23 protein-coding genes and 2 pseudogenes are annotated in these 24,642 nt (G+C 70.7%); 20 read left to right on the forward strand and 5 right to left on the reverse strand.

Features of this window, described 5'->3' with window-relative positions; genetic code table 11:
- Positions 1-2 precede the first annotated feature (2 nt).
- The 3 genes and pseudogenes from leuD (at position 3) to ACIP6N_RS22715 (ending at position 1,744) form a co-directional block, all read left to right on the forward strand.
- On the forward strand, positions 3-611 hold the full coding sequence (gene leuD / locus ACIP6N_RS22705; RefSeq protein ID WP_401818099.1) for a 3-isopropylmalate dehydratase small subunit: 609 nt from the start codon (positions 3-5) through the stop codon (positions 609-611).
- A gap of 104 nt (positions 612-715) precedes the next feature.
- Positions 716-942, forward strand: a pseudogene (locus tag ACIP6N_RS22710) (hypothetical protein).
- A 142-nt stretch (positions 943-1,084) separates the two neighbouring features.
- Positions 1,085-1,744, forward strand: a complete 660-nt coding sequence (locus ACIP6N_RS22715) for an HU family DNA-binding protein (protein WP_401818101.1) — start codon at positions 1,085-1,087, stop codon at positions 1,742-1,744.
- Between the two features lie 472 nt (positions 1,745-2,216).
- Here ACIP6N_RS22715 and cofC read toward each other — a convergent pair.
- Positions 2,217-2,870: pseudogene (cofC, locus tag ACIP6N_RS22720) on the reverse strand (2-phospho-L-lactate guanylyltransferase); the annotation flags it as partial.
- Between the two features lie 155 nt (positions 2,871-3,025).
- Here cofC and ACIP6N_RS22725 point away from each other — a divergent pair.
- The 3 genes from ACIP6N_RS22725 to ACIP6N_RS22735 are packed head-to-tail and all read left to right on the forward strand — an operon-like array spanning position 3,026 to position 5,999.
- Complete coding sequence (locus tag ACIP6N_RS22725; protein WP_401818104.1) at positions 3,026-3,772, forward strand: lysophospholipid acyltransferase family protein; 747 nt, start codon at positions 3,026-3,028, stop codon at positions 3,770-3,772.
- Entirely contained in the window at positions 3,769-4,770 is a 1,002-nt protein-coding gene (locus ACIP6N_RS22730) for an NAD(P)H-dependent glycerol-3-phosphate dehydrogenase (RefSeq protein WP_401818106.1), read from the forward strand. The genes ACIP6N_RS22725 and ACIP6N_RS22730 overlap by 4 nt, the downstream gene beginning before the upstream one ends.
- 56 nt (positions 4,771-4,826) lie before the next feature.
- Positions 4,827-5,999 carry a D-alanine--D-alanine ligase family protein gene (locus ACIP6N_RS22735; protein ID WP_401818109.1) on the forward strand — a complete coding sequence of 391 codons (1,173 nt, stop codon included), beginning with the start codon at positions 4,827-4,829 and terminating at the stop codon, positions 5,997-5,999.
- 46 nt (positions 6,000-6,045) lie between these two features.
- Here ACIP6N_RS22735 and ACIP6N_RS22740 read toward each other — a convergent pair whose 3' ends face one another.
- Together ACIP6N_RS22740 and ACIP6N_RS22745 are read right to left on the reverse strand one after the other, a co-directional pair.
- Positions 6,046-6,486: a DUF3515 domain-containing protein gene (locus ACIP6N_RS22740; protein WP_401818366.1), complete on the reverse strand. Its 441-nt coding sequence runs from the start codon at positions 6,484-6,486 to the stop codon at positions 6,046-6,048.
- An 80-nt stretch (positions 6,487-6,566) separates the two neighbouring features.
- Positions 6,567-6,800, reverse strand: coding sequence for an Lrp/AsnC family transcriptional regulator (locus tag ACIP6N_RS22745; RefSeq protein ID WP_401818111.1), 234 nt, complete (start codon positions 6,798-6,800; stop codon positions 6,567-6,569).
- Between the two features lie 173 nt (positions 6,801-6,973).
- Between ACIP6N_RS22745 and ACIP6N_RS22750 the strand changes: the two genes are divergently transcribed.
- Together ACIP6N_RS22750 and thiD are read left to right on the forward strand one after the other, a co-directional pair.
- Entirely contained in the window at positions 6,974-7,945 is a 972-nt protein-coding gene (locus ACIP6N_RS22750; RefSeq protein ID WP_401818114.1) for a thiamine-phosphate kinase, read from the forward strand.
- A 10-nt stretch (positions 7,946-7,955) separates the two neighbouring features.
- Positions 7,956-8,780 (forward strand): bifunctional hydroxymethylpyrimidine kinase/phosphomethylpyrimidine kinase, encoded by an 825-nt coding sequence (gene thiD / locus ACIP6N_RS22755; RefSeq protein WP_401818117.1) that lies wholly within the window; start codon positions 7,956-7,958, stop codon positions 8,778-8,780.
- A 125-nt stretch (positions 8,781-8,905) separates the two neighbouring features.
- Here thiD and rpmB read toward each other — a convergent pair whose 3' ends face one another.
- The gene (gene rpmB / locus ACIP6N_RS22760; RefSeq protein ID WP_078877327.1) at positions 8,906-9,091 is read right to left on the reverse strand and encodes a 50S ribosomal protein L28; all 186 of its coding nucleotides are present in this window, start codon (positions 9,089-9,091) and stop codon (positions 8,906-8,908) included.
- A gap of 254 nt (positions 9,092-9,345) precedes the next feature.
- Between rpmB and ACIP6N_RS22765 the strand changes: the two genes are divergently transcribed.
- The 9 genes from ACIP6N_RS22765 to mutM all read left to right on the forward strand — a co-directional run bounded on the left by ACIP6N_RS22765 (position 9,346) and on the right by mutM (position 18,641).
- Complete coding sequence (locus tag ACIP6N_RS22765; RefSeq protein ID WP_401818119.1) at positions 9,346-10,977, forward strand: DAK2 domain-containing protein; 1,632 nt, start codon at positions 9,346-9,348, stop codon at positions 10,975-10,977.
- A 25-nt stretch (positions 10,978-11,002) separates the two neighbouring features.
- Entirely contained in the window at positions 11,003-13,222 is a 2,220-nt protein-coding gene (recG, locus tag ACIP6N_RS22770) for an ATP-dependent DNA helicase RecG (protein WP_401818122.1), read from the forward strand.
- Positions 13,223-13,408: 186 nt separating this feature from the next.
- On the forward strand, positions 13,409-13,993 hold the full coding sequence (gene rsmD, locus ACIP6N_RS22775; protein ID WP_401818124.1) for a 16S rRNA (guanine(966)-N(2))-methyltransferase RsmD: 585 nt from the start codon (positions 13,409-13,411) through the stop codon (positions 13,991-13,993).
- A gap of 26 nt (positions 13,994-14,019) precedes the next feature.
- Entirely contained in the window at positions 14,020-14,499 is a 480-nt protein-coding gene (gene coaD / locus ACIP6N_RS22780; protein WP_401818368.1) for a pantetheine-phosphate adenylyltransferase, read from the forward strand.
- Positions 14,500-14,597: 98 nt separating this feature from the next.
- Positions 14,598-15,806, forward strand: a complete 1,209-nt coding sequence (locus tag ACIP6N_RS22785) for an ATP synthase F0 subunit B (protein WP_401818127.1) — start codon at positions 14,598-14,600, stop codon at positions 15,804-15,806.
- 233 nt (positions 15,807-16,039) lie between these two features.
- Positions 16,040-16,642, forward strand: coding sequence for a YceD family protein (locus tag ACIP6N_RS22790; protein ID WP_401818129.1), 603 nt, complete (start codon positions 16,040-16,042; stop codon positions 16,640-16,642).
- Between the two features lie 2 nt (positions 16,643-16,644).
- Entirely contained in the window at positions 16,645-16,818 is a 174-nt protein-coding gene (rpmF, locus tag ACIP6N_RS22795) for a 50S ribosomal protein L32 (RefSeq protein ID WP_030753522.1), read from the forward strand.
- A gap of 19 nt (positions 16,819-16,837) precedes the next feature.
- A complete protein-coding gene (rnc, locus tag ACIP6N_RS22800; protein ID WP_401818131.1) occupies positions 16,838-17,662 on the forward strand; it encodes a ribonuclease III in 825 nt (274 codons plus the stop codon).
- Positions 17,663-17,780: 118 nt separating this feature from the next.
- The gene (gene mutM / locus ACIP6N_RS22805; protein ID WP_401818133.1) at positions 17,781-18,641 is read left to right on the forward strand and encodes a bifunctional DNA-formamidopyrimidine glycosylase/DNA-(apurinic or apyrimidinic site) lyase; all 861 of its coding nucleotides are present in this window, start codon (positions 17,781-17,783) and stop codon (positions 18,639-18,641) included.
- 46 nt (positions 18,642-18,687) lie between these two features.
- On the opposite strand, the gene ACIP6N_RS22810 is transcribed toward mutM, so the two are convergent.
- Entirely contained in the window at positions 18,688-19,587 is a 900-nt protein-coding gene (locus ACIP6N_RS22810; protein ID WP_401818136.1) for a CAP domain-containing protein, read from the reverse strand.
- Positions 19,588-19,727: 140 nt separating this feature from the next.
- Between ACIP6N_RS22810 and ACIP6N_RS22815 the strand changes: the two genes are divergently transcribed.
- The 3 genes from ACIP6N_RS22815 to ACIP6N_RS22825 all read left to right on the forward strand — a co-directional run bounded on the left by ACIP6N_RS22815 (position 19,728) and on the right by ACIP6N_RS22825 (position 24,525).
- Entirely contained in the window at positions 19,728-20,009 is a 282-nt protein-coding gene (locus ACIP6N_RS22815; RefSeq protein ID WP_401818138.1) for an acylphosphatase, read from the forward strand.
- A gap of 383 nt (positions 20,010-20,392) precedes the next feature.
- A complete protein-coding gene (locus ACIP6N_RS22820; protein WP_401818139.1) occupies positions 20,393-20,611 on the forward strand; it encodes a hypothetical protein in 219 nt (72 codons plus the stop codon).
- Positions 20,612-20,808: 197 nt separating this feature from the next.
- Positions 20,809-24,525 carry a chromosome segregation SMC family protein gene (locus ACIP6N_RS22825; protein ID WP_401818143.1) on the forward strand — a complete coding sequence of 1,239 codons (3,717 nt, stop codon included), beginning with the start codon at positions 20,809-20,811 and terminating at the stop codon, positions 24,523-24,525.
- The last annotated feature ends 117 nt before the right edge of the window (positions 24,526-24,642 follow it).

The raw sequence follows: 24,642 nt of genomic DNA on the forward strand, positions 1-24,642 counted from the left end.
CCATGGACGCGTTCACCACACACACCGGCCGGGCCGTGCCGCTGCGCCGCAGCAACGTCGACACCGACCAGATCATCCCCGCGCACTGGCTCAAGAAGGTCACCCGCGACGGATTCGAGGACGGACTCTTCGAGGCGTGGCGCAAGGACCCGGAGTTCGTGCTCAACCGCCCGGAGTACGCCGGGGCCACGGTCCTGGTCGCCGGACCCGACTTCGGTACCGGGTCGTCCCGCGAACACGCCGTCTGGGCGCTGCAGAACTTCGGCTTCAAGGCCGTCATCTCCTCCCGGTTCGCCGACATCTTCCGCGGCAACTCGCTCAAGAACGGCCTGCTGACGGTAGTTCTCGAACAGTCCGTGGTGGACCGCCTCTGGGCGATCTCGGAGAGCGACCCCAAGGCCGAGATCACCGTGGACCTGGAGCGGCGGCAGGTCCGCGCGACCGCGCCCGACGGGGCCGAACTCTCGGCTGATTTCGACCTTGACGACAACGCCAGGTGGCGCTTGCTGAACGGCCTCGACGACATCAGCCTCACCCTTCAGAACGAAGGTGACATCGCCGCTTACGAGGCCGCCCGACCGGCCTTCAAACCACGCACGATTACCGCCTGATCAGCGCGTTTCCCCCACTGCACCCCCTGCCGTCCGGCAGGGGGTGCAGTTGCTTGTTGAGCCCCTGTCGGGCGACAACTCGCCCCAGATGGCACAATCGGTGCATGGAAGGCGACAATCAACTCAAGCTTTGCGGGTTGGTCGCCGAACAACAGGAAGAAGCGCACACCACTGTGCGCGGACCGCAAGTCACGGCAGGCGTACGCATGGCGCTCCCCAGGGAGTCGCCGGTCGTCACGGCCGCGGCGAAGCACGATCTCCCGGATGCGGCAAGGCGTCTGGGCTGGTTGATGAAGGCCTCGACGAGGGTCGATTTCCGGAAGGTGACTGACCGCGCGGATCTTCGCCCGGTCGACTTCGTTGCGGCACTAGGGTGATTAGCCCGTTTCGTGTTTGATTTGCGGTATATATCTGCCTAACGTGCGAAAAGGCTTGAACACTTTCGTTCTGGCAATGTCTCCGAAGGGGAAGACGTGAACAAGGCGCAGCTCGTAGAAGCGATTGCGGACAAGGTCGGCGGCCGCCAGCAGGCCGCGGACGCGGTCGACGCGGTACTCGACGCGGTCGTCCGCGCGGTGGTCGCCGGCGACCGGGTCTCGGTCACCGGTTTCGGCTCGTTCGAGAAGGTCGACCGCCCGGCCCGTTACGCCCGCAACCCGCAGACGGGTGAGCGCGTACGGGTCAAGAAGACGTCGGTGCCGCGTTTCCGCGCGGGCCAGGGCTTCAAGGACCTCGTCAGTGGCTCGAAGAAGCTTCCCAAGAACGACGTGGCCGTGAAGAAGGCGCCCAAGGGCAGCCTCTCGGGCGGTGCTTCCACCCGGACGACCACCAAGGCCGCGGCGAAGAAGGCCACCGCCAAGAAGGCCACGGCGGCCAAGAAGGCCACCGGTACGCGGGCCTCGGCCGCGAAGACGGCCACGGCGAAGAAGACCAGCGCGACGGCGAAGAAGACCACGGCGAAGAAGACCAGCGCCGCGGCCAACACGCCCGCCAAGAAGGCCACGGCCACCGCCAAGAAGGCGAGCGCGAAGAAGACCGCGCCGGCCACCAAGGCCGCCGCGAAGAAGGCGCCGGCCAGCAAGGCCACCGCCCGTACGACCACCGCCAAGAAGGCAGTGGCGAGGAAGAAGTAAGCGGCACAAGGCCACTCACGCACCGGGCCGGGCTCCCCTCGGGGAGCCCGGCCCGCGGCGTTGTGAGGATGTCCTGCCGGATGTGCCGTCGCGCGTTCGTGGCGTGGGGCCGGCGAGCCCGATCAGCGGCCGCGCGCGGCCGGTGCGTTCGGGAAGCCGTCCGGTGTGTTCAGGGAGCGAGCCCCTGGAAGCGTGTTCCGGAAAGCCTGTTCCAAGAAGCCGTGATCGCGTTCGGGAAGCCGTGCTTGTGCTCAGGAAGCCGCGCTCACAGCGTTCCCAGCGTCACCAGCGTGATCCGGCGCGACGCGCCCTCGCCCTCGGTCTCGATGCGCACCCGCTGGCCCGGCCTGAGCAGCCGCAGTCCGCCGGCGTCGAAAGCCTGGGCGTCGAACTCCACCGGGGTGCCGTCGTCCAGCAGCACGCTTCCGCTGCGGGACTCGGATTCGTATGTGTACGCGGTCGCCTGCATACCCGCAGCGTACCGCCGGGCCGTGTGCGGACCGAGGCCGAGCGCCGCGGCCACCAGCAGGTCCTCGCCGGTGTCCACGTCCCGGCGTACGGAATCCACCCCGGCCAGCAGTATTTCCGCCGCGCCCGAGGACAAATGCCGCTGCCTGGACGGGCCGCCGAATGCGGGGCTCAATTCCGTACCGCCGCGCGAAGCCAGCAATGTCGTACCGATTCCCGCGGCATCCGCGAGAAAAGCGCGCGGAAAGGCGGAGGCCGCGTCGAGTACCCGGGCCAGTTCCGCGGGCCGCAGCGCGGGCAGATCCGCGTTGAGCGCGGCCACGGCCGCGTGCGGCCTGCGCGAGCGCACCGTGTGCGCGCCGTGCGCCAGCGCGGCGTTGAGACCCGAGGCCGGAGTGTCGGGCACGATGTGCGCGCCCAGCGCGGCCAGCGCGGCGGCGGCGGCCGGATCGTCCGTGACAACAGCCACATCGCGTACAGCCCGGCAGGCCAGCGCGGCGACCACGGTGTCCTGCGCGAACGCGAGGGCGAGCCGGGGGCGCAGAACCTCGCCCGAGGCCAGGGCGAGCCTGCTCTTGGCCAGCCGGAGCGGTTTGAGCGGGACCACCAGGGACCACCGGGCGATCGGGTCGGTGTTCGTGGCGAACTCTCCGTCCATGTGTAGCGGCCCCCTATTGTTGCCCGACAGCGCTGTCACTCGCAGGTCACATTCCCGGACCGGGCGTACGGTGTCCTCGACAGACCAGGGGCCTGGGGCGACACTTGACCCCCAGCAGCCGGGCAGCGAGCCCGGTTCAAGAGGAAGGTGTCCGAGTGTCCCGCCGCAGAATCGGCTTCTGGTATCGCCTGGCGGCGGCCATCGCTAAACCCCCGCTGATCGTTCTTTCCAAACGGGACTGGCAGGGCTGGGAGCGTATTCCGGCCGAGGGTGGATTCATCACCGCGGTCAACCACAATTCGCATCTCGACCCGCTTTTCTACGGCCACTTCCAGTACAACACCGGCCGCGTTCCGCGCTTCCTGGCCAAGGACGGCCTTTTCACCAAAGGCTTCGTCGGAGCCGTGATGCGCGGCACAGGACAGATTCCCGTCTACCGCGAGAGCACCGACGCACTGCGCGCCTTCCGGGCCGCGATCGACGCGGTGGAGCGCGGGGAGTGCGTCGCGTTCTACCCCGAGGGCACCCTCACGCGCGACCCCGATCTGTGGCCGATGACCGCGAAGACCGGCGCCGCCAGGGTGGCGTTGCAGACGAAGTGCCCCGTCGTCCCGGTCGCCCAGTGGGGTGCCAACGACGTACTGCCGCCGTACGCCAAGAAGCCCGCTCTCCTCCCGCGCAAGACGCATCACGTACGGGTCGGTGAAGCCGTCGATCTCTCGCGCTTCTACGACAGGGAGATGACGCCCGACGTGCTGCGGGAGGCCACAGAGGTCATCATGGCCGCCATCACGGAACTGCTGGTGGAGCTGCGCGGAGAGCCCGCGCCCCTGGTGCCCTACGACCACCGCAAGGTCAGGGCGGACAAGCGGCGCAAGGCCGCGGAAGAGGGGTCGATGTGACGCGGGTCGCCGTATTCGGAGCGGGGTCGTGGGGGTCGGCGTTCGCCATGATCCTCGCCGACGCGGGATGCGAGGTGACCCTCTGCGCCCGCCGTCCCGACATCGTCGAGGTGATCAACACCACGCGTACCAACCCCGACTACGTGCCGGGCCTCGAATTCCCCGAAGGCGTGCGGGCCACGACGGACCCGGAGGAGGCGGCGCACGGCGCCGAGTTCACCGTGCTCACGGTGCCCTCGCAGACGCTGCGCGAGAATCTCGCCGTGTGGGCGCCGCTGCTGCCCGCCGGCACCGTGCTCGTCTCGCTGATGAAGGGCGTCGAACTCGGCACGGCCAAGCGGATGAGCGAGGTGATCCAGGAGGTCGCCAAGGTGCCCGCCGAACGTGTCGCCGTCGTCACCGGGCCCAACCTCGCCGGTGAGATCGCCGCCCGCATGCCGGCCGCCGCTGTCGTCGCCTGTCAGGACGAGGCCGTCGCCCAACGGCTCCAGTCCGCCTGCCACACCCCGTACTTTCGCCCGTACACCAACACCGACGTCGTCGGCTGTGAACTCGGCGGTGCGGTCAAGAACGTGATCGGGCTCGCCGTGGGCATCGCCGACGGCATGAAGCTCGGCGACAACACCAAGGCGTCGCTGATGACGCGTGGCCTCGCCGAGACCACCCGACTGGGCCTCGCGATGGGCGCGGATCCGCACACCTTCTCCGGCCTCGCCGGCATGGGCGACCTCATCGCGACCTGCTCGTCGCCGCTCTCGCGCAACCACACCTTCGGCACCAACCTCGGCCGCGGGATGACGCTCCAGGAGACCATGGCGGTCACCAGCAGGACCGCGGAGGGCGTCAAGTCCTGTGAGTCCGTGCTGGATCTGGCCCGGCGCCACGGCGTGGAGATGCCGATCACGGAGACCGTCGTCGACATCGTCCACAACGGCAAGTCGCCGCTCGTCGCGGTCAAGGAGCTGATGTCGCGCAGCGCCAAGGCCGAGCGTCACTGACGCGCCGGGGCGCGACCGCTGACGTGTGCGACACCAGCAGGTACGCTCATCGCGATATGAGCAGCGAGAACCCCTCCCAGAGCCCTGAGCAGCAGCTCCGCAAGCCGCGCGTGGCGGTCGTCTTCGGCGGCCGCAGCTCCGAGCACGCCATTTCGGTGGTCACGGCCGGCGCCGTCCTGCGAGCCATCGACCGTACGAAGTACGACGTCCTGCCGATCGGCATCACCACCGACGGCCGCTGGGCCCTCACCGCCGACGAGCCGGACCGGATGGCCATCAGCGGCCGGACCCTGCCGACCGTCGAGCAGATCGCCGAGTCGACGGAGGGCGGCATCGTCCTGTCCGTCGACCCCGGCAACCGCGAGGTCGTCTACAGCGAACCGGGCTCCGTGCCCAAGGCGCTGGGCGAGGTCGACGTCGTCTTCCCGGTGCTGCACGGCCCGTACGGAGAGGACGGCACCCTCCAGGGTCTGCTGGAACTCTCCGGTGTCCCCTACGTCGGCGCCGGTGTCCTCGCCTCCGCGGTCGGCCAGGACAAGGACTACATGAAGCGGGTGTTCCTCTCCTTCGGGCTGCCCGTAGGCCCGTACGTGGTGATCCGCCCCCGCGAGTGGGAGCAGGGCCCCGAAGGCGCCAAGGGCGCGGCGGCCCGCAAGAAGATCGTGGACCTCGCGGGCGAACACGGCTGGCCGCTGTTCGTGAAGCCGGCGCGCGCCGGCTCCTCCATCGGCATCACCAAGGTCGACGATCTCTCGGGACTCGACGCGGCGATCGAGGAGGCACAGCGCCACGACCCCAAGATCATCGTGGAGTCGCTGCTGCGCGGCCGCGAGATCGAGTGCGGTGTGCTGGAGTTCGAGGACGGGCCGCGCGCCAGCGTGCCCGCCGAGATCCCGCCCGTGACGTCCCACGACTTCTACGACTTCGAGGCGAAGTACATCGACTCGGCCGCCGGAATGGTGCCCGCGCCGCTCACCCCCGAGCAGACGGCCGAGGTGCAGCGGCTCGCGGTCGAGGCGTTCGAGGCCGCGTCCTGCGAGGGCCTGGTCCGTGCGGACTTCTTCCTCACCGAGGACGGCGGGTTCGTGATCAACGAGATCAACACCATGCCGGGCTTCACCCCGATCTCCATGTACCCGCGGATGTGGCAGGAGAGCGGGGTCGGCTACGCCGAACTCGTGGACCGGCTGATCGAGGCCGCGCTGCGCCGCCCGACCGGTCTGCGCTGACGCCCCGGGGCGCCGGGGCGAGGGTCTCCAGCGCGGCCCCGGCGCGTCAGAGGCTCGACGGGACCGTCTTCCTGACGGGCTCGGCGAGCGCCGCCAGCGGTGTGGAGTCCTGAGCGAACCGCGCGTCCATCGTGACCTCGACATACGTCTCGCGGTAGGTGGTGGTGAACCGGGGCCCCGAGTCCCGTTGCTCCACCATCCAGTTGACGCCGTTCGCCTCCACCGCCAGAGACTCGGGGTCGGCCATCTCCGCCGGGCGGGGGACACCGCAGCGCAGTACGATCGCGGCGTCCCCCCACCCCGCGGTCAGTTCGGACCCCGGCTCGGGGTCCTTCCTGCCGAGCCCCGCGAGAGTCTTCGGCAGTTCCTCGTGCAGGGCCCGGCAGAGCTTCGCCTGCGCTGCGGGCGGACCCGGGACCGGCACGCGCGCCGCCGGGTCCGCCGAAGAACAGCCGACGACTGTTGAAAGCAGGACGACACCGGGCAACCAGACGGGCGGACGGCCGGATAGCCTGCGGCGGGAGAGCGGTCGGCGGATACGTATCACCGGCCCAGCGTAGACGGGGGCTACAGGTGCACGACCGGACAGGTCAGCGTACGCGTGAGGCCGTCCACCTGCTGGATCCTGGCCACCACCATCCGGCCGAGTTCGTCGACGGTGTCGGCCTGCGCGCGCACGATGACGTCATAGGGCCCGGTGACGTCCTCCGCCTGTATCACGCCGGGAAGCCGGGCGATGGTCTCGGCGACGGCGGTCGCCCTGCCCACTTCGGTCTGGATGAGGATGTACGCCTGTACCACGGAACCTCCAGGACGGCCACGAGGATCGTGTGGGGGGAAAGGGACGCCACGTTATCGCGTCACCGCGGGCCACGGGGAGACCCGGGAAGCTGGTGGCGCCCGCGGTCCGGCGTACGGGCAGGGTCCGCGTACGGAAAACAGAAGTTGACGTAACTCTTGAGAGGGGAGACTCGGTGAAGGGAACCGTGGGCGAGTTGGGGGAGTTCGGCCTCATCAGAGAGCTGACTTCCCGGCTCACCACCACCCCGGCGGTCCGGCTCGGGCCGGGCGACGACGCCGCGGTGGTGGCCGCGCCCGACCGGAGGGTCGTGGCGAGTACGGACCTGCTGCTGGAGGGACGGCACTTCCGCCGGGACTGGTCGACGGCGTACGACGTGGGCCGCAAGTCGGCGGCGCAGAACCTCGCCGACATCGCGGCGATGGGCGCGGTCCCCACGGCGGTGCTCCTCGGCCTGATCGTCCCGGCCGAACTCCCCGTCACCTGGCCCGCCGAGCTGATGGACGGCATCCGTGACGAGTGCCAGGTCGCGGGCGCGGCCGTGGTCGGCGGAGATGTCGTACGCGGCGACACCATCACCATCGCCATCACCGCGCTCGGGGATCTGCGCGACCACGAGCCGGTGCTCAGATCGGGCGCCCGGCCCGGCGATCTCGTCGCGTACACCGGCTGGTTGGGCTGGTCGGCGGCCGGGCACGCGGTGCTCTCGCGTGGATTCCGCTCACCGCGCGCCTTCGTGGAGGCGCACCGCAGGCCGGAACCGCCATACCACGCGGGTCCCGCGGCCGCCGGACTCGGCGCCACCGCCATGACCGACGTCAGCGACGGACTCGTCGCCGATCTCGGGCACATCGCGGACGCCAGCGATGTCCGGATCGATCTGCGGTCGGGCCGCATCGACATCCCCTCGCAGATGAACGACATCGGCCAGGCGGTCGGCGTCGACCCGCTCCAGTGGGTGCTGACCGGCGGGGAGGACCACGCGATCGTCGCCACGTTCCCCCCGGACACGAAGCTGCCGGCCCGCTGGAAGGTGATCGGCGAAGTCCTGAAACCCTCCGCGCTGCCCCAGGTCACGGTCGACGGAGCGCCCTGGACCAGCAAGGGCGGCTGGGACCACTTCGGGGACATCGAGGACGCGCGTTAGATTCGGCGGTATGCCTCCGACCGGTTCCCCGTCCGCGCCCGTACGTGTTCCTCCCCGCGTTCTCACCGTCGCCGGTTCCGACTCCGGCGGCGGTGCGGGAATCCAGGCCGATCTGAAGACGATGCTGGCGCTCGGAGCGCACGGCATGAGCGTGCTCACCGCCGTCACCGCTCAGAACTCCCTGGGGGTGCGGGGGATCTGGGACCTGCCTGTCGAGGCGGTGCGCGCGCAGTTCCGCGCCGTTGTCGAGGACATCGGTGTGCAGGCGGTGAAGACCGGCATGCTCTCCTCGGCCGGACTCGTCGCGGCCGTCGCCGGACTGCTCGCGGAGACCGGAGCGCCCGTGGTGGTCGACCCGGTGGGCGCCTCCAAACACGGCGATCCCCTGCTGGCCGCCAGCGCGCTGGACGGCGTCAGGTCGAAGCTGCTGCCGGTCGCGACGGTCGCCACCCCCAACCTGGACGAGGTGACACAACTCACCGGCGTACAGGTGCGGACCGAGGCCGACATGCGGCGCGCGGCGGACGCCGTACGTGAATTCGGGCCCCGCTGGGTCCTCGTGAAGGGCGGGCATCTGCCCGGCACCACCGAGGCCGTGGACCTGCTGACGGACGGCGTGGAGGAGCACTGGCTGCGGGCCCCGCGCCACGGCAACCGGCATACGCACGGCACGGGCTGCACCCTCGCCTCGGCGATCGCCGCCGGGCTCGCCGGCGGTCAGGACGTGGTGCGGGCCGTCCAGGAGGCGAAGACGTATGTGACGGGCGCGATCGCGCACGGCTTCCCGCTGGGCGGCGGCATCGGCCCGGTGGACCACGCCTGGCGCCTGCGGTGAGGGTGAGTCGCCTCGGGGCCTCGGGGCCTCGGGGCATCAGGGCATCAGGGCACGGCAAAAAGCCGGTCCACCGAGGTGGACCGGCTTTTCAAGGCAACCGCAGGGGCTGCGCTACGACGCAGGCGTCAGCGCGAGACCTTGCCGGCCTTGATGCACGAGGTGCAGACATTGAGGCGCTTCGGCGTCCGACCGACCACGGCACGCACGCGCTGGATGTTCGGGTTCCAGCGACGGGACGTACGGCGGTGCGAGTGCGAAATGCTGTTGCCGAAGCCCGGCCCCTTGCCGCAGACGTCGCAGTTGGCAGCCACGGGTCACTCCAAAGACTTCAGATGTACTTACAGGAATCCCGGCGAGCTGCAACGTGTGAATGATGTGGCATTGCCGGGGGAAATGCCCCGACTTTCGTCGGGCAACCGAAGCAGCATACAACGGCTGCCCAGGTACTACGAAACTAGCATGACCTGCCGCGCTCCCGTCCCGGGCCCGCTGCCCCCACGGAGCCTCCCGGACGGGGACTACCCTGCGTGCAGCCCAGCTCAGGCCGCTCAAGGAGGACCACCAGGTGCCGCAGACCCTCGACGCCGCAGCGGTACGTACGTGGTGCTCACTGGCGCTGGAGGCCCTGGGACGTGAGCGCGAGGAGATCGACGCGATCAACGTCTATCCCGTCGCGGACGGCGACACGGGCACCAACCTCTACCTGACCGTGGAGTCCGCGGCGCAGGCGGTCGAAGCGGTCTTCGCCGCGCACGGAACAGGACCGTCAAAGCCCGCGGCGGCCGACGCCGTACGGGCGATGGCGCACGGCGCGCTGATCGGTGCGCGGGGCAACTCGGGCACGATCCTGGCTCAGTTGCTGCGCGGTATGGCCGAAGTACTGACGGCCGGCGAGGGGGCCGCGCTCGCACCGGCGCTGCGCCGGGCCGCGGAACTGGCCCGTGAGGCCGTCGCGCACCCGGTGGAGGGCACGATCCTCACCGTGGCCTCCGCCGCCGCCGAAGCCGCGGAGAACTGCGGGCCGGCCTCCGGGGCCGCTTCCACGGAGGCCGGTGACCTCACCGCTGTCACCGCACGCGCGGCGCACGCCGGCGCCCGCGCCGCCCTCGACGCGACCACGGGACAACTCGCCGCACTCGGCCGCGCGGGTGTGGTCGACGCGGGCGGGCGCGGGCTGCTCGCGGTGCTCGGCGCGCTGGTGGAGACCGTCACCGGCCTTGCCCCGGCCGCCTTCCCGACCGGCCACCGCCCCCATGAGTCGCCCGCCGCCACGGAGTCCTGCGCCGCCGAGGGCGGCCCCGCCTTCGAGGTGATCTACCTCCTGGAGGCCGGGGACGACGCCGTGGCCCGGCTCCGCGAGCGGCTGGACGCCATCGGCGACTCCCTCGTCGTCGTCGGCGGCGACGGTCTGTGGAACGTGCACATCCACACCGACGACGCGGGCGCCGCGGTGGAGGCGGGGGTCGAGGCGGGACGCCCGTACCGCATCCGCGTCACCCACTTCGCCGCCGCGGCGGCGCCGGCCAGGGAGCAGGCCCAGCGGGCCGTCGTCGCGGTGGTGACGGGCGAGGGCCTGGCCGAACTGTGCGCCGAGGCCGGTGCGACGACCGTACTGGCGCGCCCCGGGGAACCGCCCGCGAGCGGCGAACTGGTCGAGGCGATCCGGCGCGCGCACGCCCGCGAGGTGGTGCTGCTGCCCAACGACACCGAGCTGCGGCACACCGCGGCGGCCGCCGCCGAACAGGCCCGCGCCGAAGGAGTACGGGTCGCGCTCATCCCGACCAGGGCCGCCGTCCAGGGCATCGCCGCGCTCGCCGTGCACCAGCCGGACCGCCGCTTCGACGAGGACGTGGTGGCGATGACCACCGCCGCCGGAGCCACCCGCTACGCCGAACTGGCCGTCGCCGAACGGCAGTCCTGGACCACGGTGGGCGTCTGCCAGGCCGGGGACGTCCTGGGACTGATCGACGGGGACGTGGCCGTCATCGGCGCCGGCCTCGCCGCCACCGCGCGGGCCGTCCTGACACGGATGCTCTCGGCCGGCGGCGAACTGGTGACGCTGGTGATCGGCGAGGACGTGCCCGGCACCCTCGCCGACGATCTGGAGGCGTACGTACGCGATGTGCACCTGGCCGTCGACACGGTGATCTACCGGGGCGGCGGGCAATCCGTACCGCTGCTCATCGGCGTGGAGTAGCAGCCTGTCAGTGCCGTGGTGTGCAATGGAGGGCGTGTCCGCGCTGGATGAACCCCTGAAGAAGACGCTCGGCCCCGCCACCGCGAAGGTGATGGCCGAACACCTCGGCCTGCACACGGTCGGCGATCTGCTGCACCACTACCCGAGGCGGTACGAGGAGCGCGGCCGGCTGACCAAGCTCGCCGACCTCCCGCTGGACGAGGACGTCACCGTCGTCGCCCAGGTCGCGGACGCCCGCGTGCACACGTTCAACGGGGGCACGGGCCGGCGCCTGGAAGTCACCCTCACGGACGGCAGCGGCCGGCTCCAGCTCGTCTTCTTCGGCAGGGGGATCCACAAGCCGCAGAAGGATCTGCCGCCCGGCAGCCGGGGGATGTTCGCCGGCAAGGTCTCCGTCTTCAACCACAGACTCCAGCTCGCGCACCCGACGTACGTCCCCCTGGGCACGGACAGCGGGGAGGACGCCGTGGACTCCTTCGCGGGCAAGCTGATTCCCATCTACCCGGCCTGCAAGGGCCTGGAGTCCTGGAAGATCACCAAAGCCGTGGACGCGGTGCTGCCCAGGGCGCCCGAGGCCGTCGACCCGCTGCCGCCGGCGCTGCGCGAGGGACGCGGCTTCTCCTCGCTGCCCGAGGCGCTGCTCAAGGTCCACAGGCCCGACAACTGGGCGGACGTCGAGACCGCCAGGCAGCGGCTGAAGTGGGACGAGGCGTTCGTGCTCCAGGTCGCGCTCGCGCGGCGGCGGCACGCGGACGCGCAACTCCCCGCCGTGGCGCGGAAACCGGTCGGGGGAGGGCTGCTCGACGACTTCGATGCCAAGCTGCCCTTCACCCTCACCGAAGGCCAGCGGAAGGTCACCGCCGAGATCTTCGCCGACCTCGCCACCGAACACCCCATGCACCGGCTGCTCCAGGGCGAGGTCGGCTCCGGCAAGACGCTCGTGGCGCTGCGGGCGATGCTGACCGTCGTCGACGCCGGCGGACAGGCCGCCATGCTCGCGCCCACCGAAGTCCTCGCGCAGCAGCACCACAGGTCGATCACCGAGATGATGGGGGAGCAGGCGCAGGGCGGCATGCTCGGCGGCGCGGCGAACGCCACCAAGGTCGTGCTGCTCACCGGCTCCATGGGGGTGCCCGCGCGCCGGCAGGCGCTGCTCGATCTGGTCACGGGCGAGGCCGGGATCGTGATCGGCACGCATGCCCTGATCGAGGACAAGGTGCGGTTCCACGACCTCGGTCTGGTCGTCGTGGACGAGCAGCACCGCTTCGGCGTGGAGCAGCGCGACGCCCTGCGTTCCAAGGGCAATCAGCCCCCGCATCTGCTGGTCATGACGGCGACGCCCATTCCCCGTACGGTCGCGATGACCGTGTTCGGTGATCTGGAGACCTCCGTACTCGACCAACTGCCGGCCGGGCGCTCGCCGATCGCCAGCCATGTCGTCCCCGCCCTGGAGAAGCCCCGCTTCTTCGAGCGCGCCTGGGAACGGGTGCGCGAGGAGGCCGAGGGCGGCCATCAGGCGTACGTGGTCTGCCCGCGGATCGGCGACGGCGACGACGAGCCGAAGAAAAAGAAGACATCGGCGTCCGCAGGCAAGACGGACAAGGCGGAGAAGGCGGACGACGCGGAGAAGCGCCCGCCGCTTGCGGTGCTCGACGTCGCCGCGCAACTCGCGGCCGGACCGCTGGCCGGGCTGCGCATCGAGGTGCTGCACGGCCGTATGCCGCCCGACGACAAGGACGCGGTGATGCGCCGTTTCGCGGCGGGCGAGGTGGACGTCCTCGTCGCGACCACGGTCATCGAGGTCGGGGTGAACGTGCCGAACGCCACCGCCATGGTGATCATGGACGCGGACCGGTTCGGCGTCTCCCAGCTGCACCAGCTGCGCGGCCGGGTCGGCCGCGGCTCGGCCCCGGGGCTCTGCCTGCTGGTCACCGACGCGCCGGAAGCCGCGCCCGCGCGGGCCCGGCTCGCCGCCGTGGCGGCCACCCTGGACGGCTTCGAGCTGTCCCGTATCGACCTCGAACAGCGCCGTGAGGGCGATGTCCTGGGCCAGGCCCAGTCCGGTGTGCGCTCCTCGCTCCGGATGCTCGCGGTCATCGAGGACGAGGAAGTCATCGCGGCGGCCCGCGAGGAAGCCGTCGCCGTCGTCCGGGAGGACCCGGAGCTGACCGGCCTCCCGGAGCTGCGTACCGCCCTGGAGGCGCTGCTGGACGCCGACCGGGAGCAGTACCTCGACAAGGGCTGAGAGGGCCTGAGGAAGGCGTCGAGGCGGTCGCGAGCCTGTTCCGCTGCGCCGGGCATCCTCTCTGCCGGGCCCTCCGCCCGCGCCCGGTCGCCGCGTACGCCATATCGTGGGCAGAAACCTTCAGACAGCTCAGACAGCTCGGACACCGTCCAACCCGCTCCGCTCACGAACCGAGGACCCGACACCATGACCCGCGTGATCGCCGGTGAAGCCGGCGGACGCCGTCTCGCCGTCCCGCCCGGCAACGGCACCCGCCCCACCTCCGACCGTGCGCGCGAAGGCCTCTTCTCCAGCTGGCAGTCGATCCTCGGCACCTTCGACGGCATCCGTATCGCCGATCTGTACGCGGGCTCCGGCGCCGTCGGCCTCGAAGCGCTCTCGCGCGGCGCCGCCCACGCCCTGCTCGTCGAGGCCGACGCCCGGGCCGTACGGACCGTCCGCGACAACGTCCGCGCGGTCGGGCTCCCCGGGGCCGAGGTCCGCGCGGGCAAAGCGGAGCAGATCGTGACGGGACCGGTCCCCGGCGTCCCTTACGACCTGGTTTTCCTGGACCCGCCGTACACCGTCACGGATGACGATCTTCGGGAGATCCTCCTCACACTCCGGGCTCAGGGCTGGCTCACGGACGACGCCGTCGCCACCGTTGAACGCAGCACCAGAGGCGGAGAATTCAGCTGGCCCAAGGGATTCGAGCCACTGCGGTCCCGTCGCTACGGCGAGGGAACGCTTTGGTACGGTCGCGCCGCCTCGGTGCGTGAAGACGCACCATGACCGGACCGGAAATTGAGGGAATTCAGTTGCGCCGAGCCGTCTGTCCCGGGTCCTTCGACCCCATCACCAACGGACACCTCGACATCATTGGCCGCGCCTCCAAGCTGTACGACGTCGTACACGTGGCGGTGATGATCAACCAGTCCAAGAAGGGGCTGTTCAGTGTCGACGAGCGGATCGAGCTGATCCGTGAGGTCACCGCCGAGTTCGGCAACGTCGAGGTCGAGTCCTTCCACGGACTCCTCGTCGACTTCTGCAAGCAGCGCGACATCCCGGCGATCGTGAAGGGCCTGCGTGCCGTCAGCGACTTCGACTACGAACTCCAGATGGCGCAGATGAACAATGGTCTCTCCGGCGTGGAAACCCTCTTCGTCCCCACCAACCCCACCTACAGCTTCCTCTCGTCGTCGCTGGTGAAAGAGGTCGCAGCCTGGGGCGGAGACGTCGCGCACCTGCTGCCGCCCGTCGTCCACGCGGCTCTCACCGAGCGCCTCGGCGAACGCTGAGGGACTGACAGGACGTCATCCGGTGTCCGAGGGGCGCGCGGTGGCCGTACAGTCGTTGCGTCCGTCTCCCAACCAGCTGAGAGAGTGGCGAGCACACGGTGGACGTGCAGAAGAAGCTCGACGACATCGTCGACACGGTCGGTAGCGCCCGCTCCATGCCCATGTCGGCGTCCTGCGTGGTGAACCGCGCCGAACTGCTCGCCATGCTCGAAGAGGTACGGGACGCCCTGCCGGGCTCCCTGGCCCAGGCACAGGAGCTGATCGGCGGTCACGAACAGCTCGCCGAGCAGGCCCGCCAGGAGGCCGAGCGCATCATCGAGGGTGCCCACGCGCAGCGCTCCACGCTGATCTCCGACACCGCGGTCGCCCGCAGGTCCCAGGAGGAGGCCGACCGCATCCTCTCCGAGGCCCGCAGGGAGGCCGAGGAGATCCGCGCGGAGGCCGACGACTACGTCGACTCCAAGCTCGCGAACTTCGAGGTCGTCCTCACCAAGACCATCGGCTCCGTCGACCGCGGCCGCGAGAAGCTGCTCGGCCGCGCCCCCGACCCGGACCGCGCGTACGACAGCGCCGAGGACGACGACGCCCCGGAGCACAGCGAGGACCCCGGCACACTGATCGGACGCGCCGACGACTACGTCGACGCCAAACTCGGCGCCTTCGAGGCCGTCCTGTCCAAGACCCTCGAAGCGGTGGGCCGCGGCCGTCAGAAGCTGCACGGCAGGACCGCCGCGGACGCCCTCGGCGCCCACATGGCGGCCCAGGACGCGGCGGGACGCCAGGGACACACCAGCGACGAGGACTACCTCGCGGACCTCGCGGGAACGCCGCGCGAGCGTTCCGGGCCCTCTGCGCCGGACCGGCTCCCGGTGCCGGGCGGCCAGTCCACGCCCCCGATGCCGGACCAGGTCCCGGCCGCCGTCCAGCAGCCGTACGCGGACCCCGCCGGCTACCCCCAGGGCGGCGCCGGCTACCAGGACACGGGCTACACGGAGACCGGCTACGCGGATCCCGCGTACGCCGGGCAGGCCGGGCAGCAGCCGACCTATGCCGGATACCAGCAGCAGGACGCGTACGGCTATCAGCAGGACCCGTACGCGTACCAGCAGCAGGGCTACGACCAGGCCGCCCAGGGATACGACCCGAACTACGGCTGGCAGCAGCAGGGCGGCCACCCCCAGCAGCAGGGCGGTCAGCCCCAGCAGCCGCAGATCCCCGAGCAGCAGAGCGCCCTCGACGAGACCAGCCTCTTCGACACGAGCATGATCGACCTCGAACAGCTGCGCCGGTACGAACAGGGCCTCTGACACGCGCGGTTCGCGGGGGTCACAGGTGTCGCGGGCGCCCGGAACAGCGCCGGGAAGCGGCCGGGACGTACCGGATTGGGCCTACAGCGGCCGTTCCAGTATCCTGGTCCTTCGGTCGCGTGTATGTCCGCGATCCCGGCTGCCCGCTTCGTTTCCGCGACATCGGCGGCCCACCCCACGAACCGAAAGCAGGGACAGTTCTGAACGCGCGCCTCGACCACCGCAACCCCCTCGTGTTCGACACACACGAGCTGGGGAGGCGTCCCGGTGCGCTCCAGAAGCTGAACCGCTCGGTGCCCGCCCCCGCTGATTTCGGTATCGCCGACGTCATCGGAACGCCCGAGGGCGCGCCCGTACAGCTGGACCTCCGTCTCGAATCGGTCATGGAAGGCGTACTGGTCACCGGTACCGCCCGTGCGTCGGTCGAGGGGGAGTGCGTAAGGTGTCTGGAGCCGCTGAGCCGCGAGGTGGAGGCGGACTTCCAGGAGATGTTCTCGTACCACGACGCCGATGACCGGGGCCGCACCCGTGCGGAGCCGGCCGACGACGCCGAGGACGAGGACACGCTCTTCATCGAGGACGGCCTGTTCGACCTCGAACCGGTGCTGCGTGATGCGGTGGTGCTCGCACTGCCGATGCAGCCGGTGTGCCGGGAGACCTGTGCCGGTCTGTGTTCCGAATGCGGAATCAGGCTGGACGAGAATCCCGGCCACCACCACGACGCCGTCGACATCCGTTGGGCGGCACTGCAAGGACTCGCCGAAACCGTCAAGGACGGCGAGAAGGACAACATGGGCGGCGCCGCAGCTGGCGTCGACGAGAAGCAGGAGAAGTAGCCGTGGCTGTTCCGAAGCGGAAGATGTCGCGCAGCAACACGCGCCACCGCCGGTCGCAGTGGAAGGCTGCGGTCCCCACCCTGGTTGCGTGCGAGCGCTGCCAGGAGCCGAAGCTCCAGCACATCGCGTGCCCGAGCTGCGGCACCTATAACAAGCGCCAGGTCCTCGAGGTCTGAGCGGCTGGTGAGAGGCGCTATGTCTGAACTGTCGAATGCCAAGAAGCAGACAGACGTCAGTACAGCCTCGTCCCACACGCTTCTGGAAGGGCGGCTCGGCTACCAGCTCGAGTCCGCCCTTCTGGTGCGTGCGCTGACCCATCGTTCGTTCGCGTACGAGAACGGCGGTCTTCCCACCAACGAACGGCTCGAATTCCTCGGGGATTCGGTGCTCGGCCTGGTGGTCACGGACACGCTGTACCGCACCCACCCCGACCTGCCTGAAGGCCAGCTGGCCAAATTGCGGGCCGCTGTGGTCAACTCGCGTGCGCTTGCGGAAGTCAGCCGCGGCCTCGAACTCGGCTCCTTCATCCGGCTCGGCCGGGGCGAAGAGGGCACGGGTGGCCGGGACAAGGCCTCCATCCTCGCCGACACCCTTGAAGCGGTGATCGGCGCTGTCTATCTCGACCAGGGCCTCGAAACGGCGTCCGAGCTGGTGCACCGGCTCTTCGACCCGCTCATCGAGAAGTCCTCGAACCTCGGCGCCGGCCTGGACTGGAAGACCAGCCTCCAGGAGCTGACCGCGGCACAGACACTCGGCGTTCCCGAGTATCTGGTCACGGAAACCGGCCCGGATCACGAGAAGACCTTCACTGCTGCCGCTCGCGTCGGTGGTGTCTCGTACGGCACCGGCACCGGCCGCAGCAAGAAGGAAGCCGAGCAGCAGGCCGCCGAGTCCGCGTGGCGGTCGATCAAGGCCGCGGCGGACGAGCGGGAAGCGGCGGCCGGCAAGGCCGTCGCGGGGGAAGCTCCGGCCTCCCCGGTCCCGTCGGAGTCCGCTTCCACGGACACAGCCACCGCCTGAGCGGTCCGCGCTCGTCTTCCTGGTGCGCCCCTCGCGTCGTCTGCCGCGAGGGGCGTCTTCCGTTTCCCGTCGTGTCTGTGCAGTTTCTGGATTTCCGCAATCCCAGGAGGAGCCCGCCGTGCCCGAGCTGCCCGAGGTCGAAGTCGTACGGCGTGGACTCGAACGCTGGGTCAGCGGCCGTACCGTGGCCCGGACCGATGTCCTGCACCCCCGAGCCGTACGACGCCATCTCGCGGGCGGCGAGGATTTCGCCGCCCGGCTCACCGGGCACCGCATCGCGGGTGCGCGGCGGCGCGGCAAATACCTGTGGCTGCCGCTCGCCGACACCGACGAGTCGGTCCTCGGCCACCTGGGGATGAGCGGTCAGCTGCTCATCAAGTCCGAGGACGCGCCCGACGAGAAGCATCTGCGGATCCGTGTCCGCTTCGCCGACACGCTCGGTACGGAACTGCGCTTCGTGGACCAGCGCACCTTCGGCGGGCTCTCCCTGCACGAGAACACCCCGGACGGCCTGCCGGACGTCATCGCGCACATCGCCCGCGACCCGCTCGACCCGGACTTCGACGACGACGCGTTCTTCGCCGCGCTGCGCCTGCGCCGTACGACCGTCAAGCGCGCGCTGCTCGACCAGTCCCTGATCAGCGGCGTCGGCAACATCTACGCCGACGAGGCGCTGTGGCGCGCCAAGCTCCACTACGAACGCCCCACCGCGACCCTCCCCAGAACGCGCGCCGCCGAACTGCTCGGCCACGTAAGGGATGTGCTGGGCGCGGCCCTCGACGTGGGCGGGACCAGCTTCGACAGCCTCTACGTCAACGTGAACGGCGAATCGGGCTACTTCGACCGCTCGCTCGACGCGTACGGACGCGAGGGCGAGCCGTGCCACCGCTGCGGCACCCCGATCCGGCGCAGGCCCTGGATGAACCGCTCCAGTTACTTCTGCCCGCGCTGCCAGCGCCCGCCGCGAACCGTGCGGTAGGGCGCTCCGGTGGCCGGGCGCCCCGGGAGCGCCCGCACCGCCCCGGTCAGAAGCCGAAGTCCTGGGTCCACCACGGGCCGCCGGGGCCGGTGTGCACACCGACGCCTATGCGGGTGTAGTCGCAGTTCAGTATGTTCGCGCGGTGGCCCTCGCTGTTCATCCACGCGTCCATCACCGCCTGGGCGTCGGCCTGGCCGCGGGCTATGTTCTCGCCGCCCAGATTCGACACGCCGGCCGCGTCAGCGCGGTCCCACGGGGTCCGTCCGTCGGGGTCGGTGTGGTCGAAGAAGTCCCGCGCCGCCATGTCGTCGCTGAAGTCCTGCGCCAGCGCGCCGAGCGAGGCGTCCGCCGTCAGCGCGGCGCAGCCGACCTTCGCCCGCTCCTGGTTGACCAGGGCGAGTACCGCGTTCTCGGCGGAGACGGGCGCGGACGGGGCCTCGACGGTGTGGTTCTCGGTCCGTGTGGGCGCCGGAGCCGGAGCCGGGGGCTGGCTCGACGGAGTCTCGCTCCGCTTCGCCTTCGGCGGGGCGGCCGGAGCCTTCGATTCCTTCGAAGGCGTGGCGGACGGCTTGGCGGGCGTGGGGGAGGGGGACGCGCTCGGGCCCTGCGGACGCGCGCTGCTCCGGCTCGGCGACACCGAGGGCCGGCCGGTCTCGTCGGTGCCGGCGGCCCGCTGCTGCGGAAGCTGCGGGGCGACCTCGGTACGCACCTGGCCGCCGCCCGTGGCGCTCGTGTCGCTCGTGCCGAAGGGGTTGCCGCCTCCGCCGGGCAGCAGACCCGAGGCGACCGCGACGGCGCCCACCGCCACGGCGGCCGAAGCGCCCAGCAGCCCGGTGCGGACAGGCGTGCCGAACCGCTTCTTCGCACGTGCGCCGGCTCTGTGCCGTCCCGCGGAGCCGGTCTCTTCAGGTACGGGCGGGACAGCGGAGCGTCCGTGGCGTCCCATGCGCTGTGCCTTCCTCGTGCACTCGACGTGAATGTTCCTCTGCTTCACCCATACGAGTGAGGCTCATTTCGACAGGACAGTACGCCATGACGTCTGGGGCTGCTGGGATCCGTGAGCAATCCAGCGGTTAGCTTGCGTACATGAAAAAAGATGTACGCCTCACCGTCTGGGTACGCGGCCGTGTGCAGGGAGTGGGCTTCCGCTGGTTCACCAGGGCAAACGCTTTGGAGATCGGGGGCCTCACCGGGTTCGCCCTCAACCTGGAGGACGGCAGGGTGCAGGTCGTCGCCGAGGGGCCGGGTGAGAATTGCCACCGTCTGCTCGACTGGCTCCGCTCCGGCGACACACCCGGGAAGGTGGACGGAGTCACTGAGATCTGGGACACGCCGCGAGGCGGGTACGAGTCCTTCGCGATCCGCTGACGGTCCGCCCGGAAGGCGGCTCTCCGGGGGTCGGCCGAGGAGCCGGAAGCAACCGCGCCCGCCCGCGATGACCTGGCGGTTGCCAAGATGAGGCGGTCCGTGCGACGCTTCCCGGTCAACGAAGATCCCGACGCCTCAGCGCCCCCGGAGCGGCGCCGGCACCGCGTCCGCCGCCGTGCCGCACCCCGGGCTGCCCGCCGCCACGAAGCGTGATCGTGTTGACCGTCAAACTTTTTGGTGAGACTCTGGAATCCCCGCGCACCTCAGCTGTTTGGCAGTAGGAACAGCAGGGATTGACAAGAACTGCCAGGCACGGCGGGTGCGATATCCCCTATGACCAGCACCGCTTTCGGTCGGTCACTCAGTGTGGAGGACCATCCATCATGGCAAAGGCGCTTCTCGGTTACGTCGGCGGTTCCGACCCGCGACTTCTCGCCGAGATGCGACGGCTTCAGCAGCGCGTCCAGGACCTCGAATCCGAGCTTGTACGGATCCAGTCCGAGAATGACACGCTGAATGCCGCCGTCGCACAGCACTCTGGCGAGTCGCTGTTCGACAGCATCGATCTTGACGTACCCCAGGCGGAGCCCGCGCTCACCTGACGTCAAACCCTTCGGGGCAGGTGAGAGACACTCTCGCAAGATATGCAAGGGACGCTTCGGCGTCCCTTCTTTCTTTTCATCTCCCGTAGTACGACGGGTCTTTGGACGACTGGGCCTCTTTCTTCACGTCTGATCTGCCCTGCGGGTGGAGTAATGAAACCGCCGGGGGCGATCGGAGCGGAGTAGAGTCCGGCGGCGTGCACCTCAAGGCCATGACCCTGCGCGGTTTCAAATCCTTTGCCTCCGCCACGACGCTGCGTTTCGAGCCCGGAATCACCTGTGTCGTGGGCCCGAACGGCTCGGGAAAGTCCAATGTGGTGGACGCGCTCTCCTGGGTCATGGGCGAGCAGGGCGCGAAGTCGTTGCGCGGCGGAAAGATGGAAGATGTGATCTTCGCCGGGACCACGGGCCGCCCGCCGCTCGGCCGGGCCGAGGTCTCACTCACGATCGACAACTCCGACGGCGCGCTGCCCATCGACTACGCCGAAGTGACCATTACGCGGATCATGTTCCGCAACGGCGGCAGCGAATACCAGATCAACGGGGATACGTGCCGGCTCCTCGACATCCAGGAACTGCTTTCCGACTCCGGTATCGGCCGGGAGATGCACGTCATCGTCGGTCAGGGCCGGCTCGATTCCGTCCTGCACGCCGACCCGATGGGACGCAGGGCTTTCATCGAAGAGGCCGCGGGCGTTCTCAAGCACCGCAAACGCAAAGAGAAGGCGCTGCGCAAGCTCGACGCGATGCGGGCGAACCTCGCACGCGTCCAGGACCTCAACGACGAACTGCGCCGCCAGCTCAAACCCCTGGGCAGACAGGCCGCCGTCGCCCGGCGGGCCGCCGTCATCCAGGCCGACCTGCGCGACGCGCGGCTGCGGCTGCTCGCCGACGACCTGGTGACACTGCGGGAGGCGCTGCGTACGGAGATCGCCGACGAGGCGGAGCTGAAGCAGCGCAAGGAGACTGCGGAGGCCGCGCTCAGGGCGGCGCTGGCCCGTGAGACGGCGCTGGAGGACGAGGTACGGCGGCTCGCGCCGAGGCTCCAGCGCGCGCAGCAGACCTGGTACGAGCTGTCCCAGCTGGCCGAGCGGGTGCGCGGCACGATCTCACTGGCGGACGCGCGCGTGAAGAGCGCGACCATGGCCCCCACCGAGGAGAGACCGGGCCGGGACCCCGACGACATGGAGCGCGAGGCCGCCAGGATCCGCGAGCAGGAGGCGGAGCTGGAGGCCGCGCTCGAAGCGGCCGAGTTCGCCCTGGAGGACACGGCCACGCACCGGGCCGCGCTGGAGAGGTCGCTCGCCGACGAGGAGCGCCGCCTCAAGGACGCGGCCCGCGCCATCGCCGACCACCGCGAAGGGCTGGCCCGGTTGCACGGCCAGGTCAACGCGGCCCGCGGCCGCGCGGCCTCCGCGCAGGCGGAGATCGGCCGCCTCGCGGACGCCCGCGACGAGGCGGTCCGGCGCGCGGCCACCGCGCGGGAGGAGTACGAGCAGCTCAAGGCCGAGGTCGACGCCCTGGACGCGGACGACCACGACCTGGCCGACCGTCACGACACGGCGAGACGGACGCTCGCGGACGCCGAGGCCGCGTTGTCGGCGGCGCGCGAGGCGGCCACCGCGGCGGAACGCGACCGGGCCGCGCTCGCCGCCCGCCACGAGGCCCTGGCCCTGGGCCTGCGCCGCAAGGACGGCACGGGCGCCCTGCTCGGCGCCCGCGACAAGCTCAGCGGCCTGCTCGGTCCGGCCGCCGGACTGCTCACCGTCACCCCCGGCTTCGAGATCCCGGTGGCCGCCGCGCTCGGCGTCGCGGCGGACGCGGTCGCGGTCGCGGACCCCGCCACGGCGGCGAACGCGCTCCGCCTCCTCCGCGACCAGGACGCCGGACGGGCCTCCCTGCTGCTGGCCGACGGCGCCGCGGGCGCGGCCGTCCCGCCGCCCGCGCAGAGCGCCGAGACCCGGCGGCCAGGACCCGCGGCCGCCGCGCTTCCCGCTCAGGCGGCCACACCGGGCGACGCGCCGGGACGCGGCGCCTCCGCCGAGGCCGCACAGGAGGAAGCGGCGCCCGGGGAGACCGTACGCACAGCGGATACGGCTTCGCCGTACGTCGTGGACCTCGTCCGGGGCCCGGCCCCGCTGATGGCGGCCGTGCGCAGGCTGGTGCGGGACATGGTCGTGGTCGGGACGCTGGAGGACGCCGAGGACCTGGTCACGGCGCGGCCTTCCCTGACCGCCGTCACCGCCGAGGGCGACGTCCTCGGGGCGCATTTCGCCCACGGCGGTTCGGCGGGCGCGCCGAGTCTGCTGGAGGTGCAGGCGTCCGTGGACGAGGCAGCCGGGCGGCTGGCGGAGCTGGCCGTACGGTGCGAGGAACTGGCCGCCGCGCAGCGGGCCGCCACGGAACAGCGGGCCGAACGCGCCGCGCTCGTCGAGGAGCTGGGGGAGCGCAGGCGGGCCGCCGACCGGGAGAAGTCCGCCGTGTCCGGGCAGCTGGGACGGCTCTCCGGACAGGCGCGCGGCGCGGCGGGCGAGGCCGAACGGACGTCCTCCGCCGTCGCCACGGCGCGGGACGCGCTGGAGCGCGCCACCGAGGAGGCACGGGAACTGGCGGAGCGGCTGCTGGTCGCGGAGGAGACCACCCCCTTCGGAGACGGGAGCGAGGCCGAGCCCGACACCTCCGTACGGGACCGCCTCGCCGCCGACGGGGCCAACGCCCGGCAGACCGAGATGGAGGCGCGCCTTCAGGTCCGTACGCACGAGGAGCGGGTGAAGGCCCTGGCCGGCCGTGCCGACTCCCTCGACCGCGGGGCGCGCGCCGAGCGCGAGGCGCGGGCGCGCGCGGAAGAGCGCCGGGCGCGGCTGCGCCACGAGGCGCGGGTCGCCGCCGCCGTCGCGGACGGCGCCCGGCAACTGCTCGCGCACGTGGAGGTGTCGGTCGTACGGGCCGGGACCGAGCGGGCCGCCGCGGAGGCGGCCAAGGCGGAGCGCGAACAGGACCTGGTCGCCGAGCGCGGCCGGGGCCGCGACCTCAAGGGCGAACTGGACAAGCTCACCGACTCGGTCCACCGGGGCGAGGTGCTGGGCGCGGAGAAGCGCCTGCGGATCGAGCAACTGGAGGCCAGGGCCCTGGAGGAGCTGGGGGTGGAGCCGGCCGGGCTGATCGCCGAATACGGCCCTGACCAGCTCGTACCGCCCTCGCCGCCGGCCGAGGGCGAGGAACTGTCCGAGGACCCGGAGGACCCGCGCAACCGGCCGAAGCCGTACGCCAGGGCCGAGCAGGAGAAGCGGCTCAGATCGGCCGAACGGGCCTATCAGCAGCTCGGGAAGGTGAACCCGCTCGCCCTTGAGGAGTTCGCCGCGCTGGAGGAACGGCACCAGTTCCTCTCCGAACAGCTCGAGGACCTGAAGAAGACCAGGGCCGATCTGCTCCACGTGGTGAAAGAGGTCGACGAGCGCGTCGAGCAGGTCTTCAGCGAGGCGTTCCGCGACACGGCCAGGGAGTTCGAGGGCGTGTTCTCGCGGCTCTTCCCCGGCGGCGAGGGCCGGCTGATCCTCACGGATCCCGAGAACATGCTGACCACGGGCGTGGACGTCGAGGCCAGGCCGCCGGGCAAGAAGGTCAAGCGGCTGTCGCTGCTGTCGGGCGGTGAACGGTCCCTGACGGCGGTGGCGATGCTGGTCTCGATCTTCAAGGCCAGGCCCAGCCCGTTCTACGTGATGGACGAGGTCGAGGCGGCGCTCGACGACACCAACCTCCAGCGGCTGATCCGGATCATGCAGGAGCTCCAGGAGAGTTCACAGCTGATCGTGATCACGCATCAGAAGCGCACGATGGAGGTCGCGGACGCGCTGTACGGCGTGTCCATGCAGGGCGACGGGGTGTCCAAGGTCATCAGCCAGCGGTTGCGCTGAACTGCCGCCTGCCCGCTGCCTGCCTGCGCTGTTTTTTCACCCAACAGAGGGGTGTCGAAATAGCGAGTGATGGCACGTTATGGGCCACTGTAAGGGCTCCCCCATCTCACGCCCGGC

The organism is Streptomyces sp. NPDC088725 (assembly GCF_044751305.1).
In the GTDB taxonomy this organism is placed as follows: domain Bacteria; phylum Actinomycetota; class Actinomycetes; order Streptomycetales; family Streptomycetaceae; genus Streptomyces.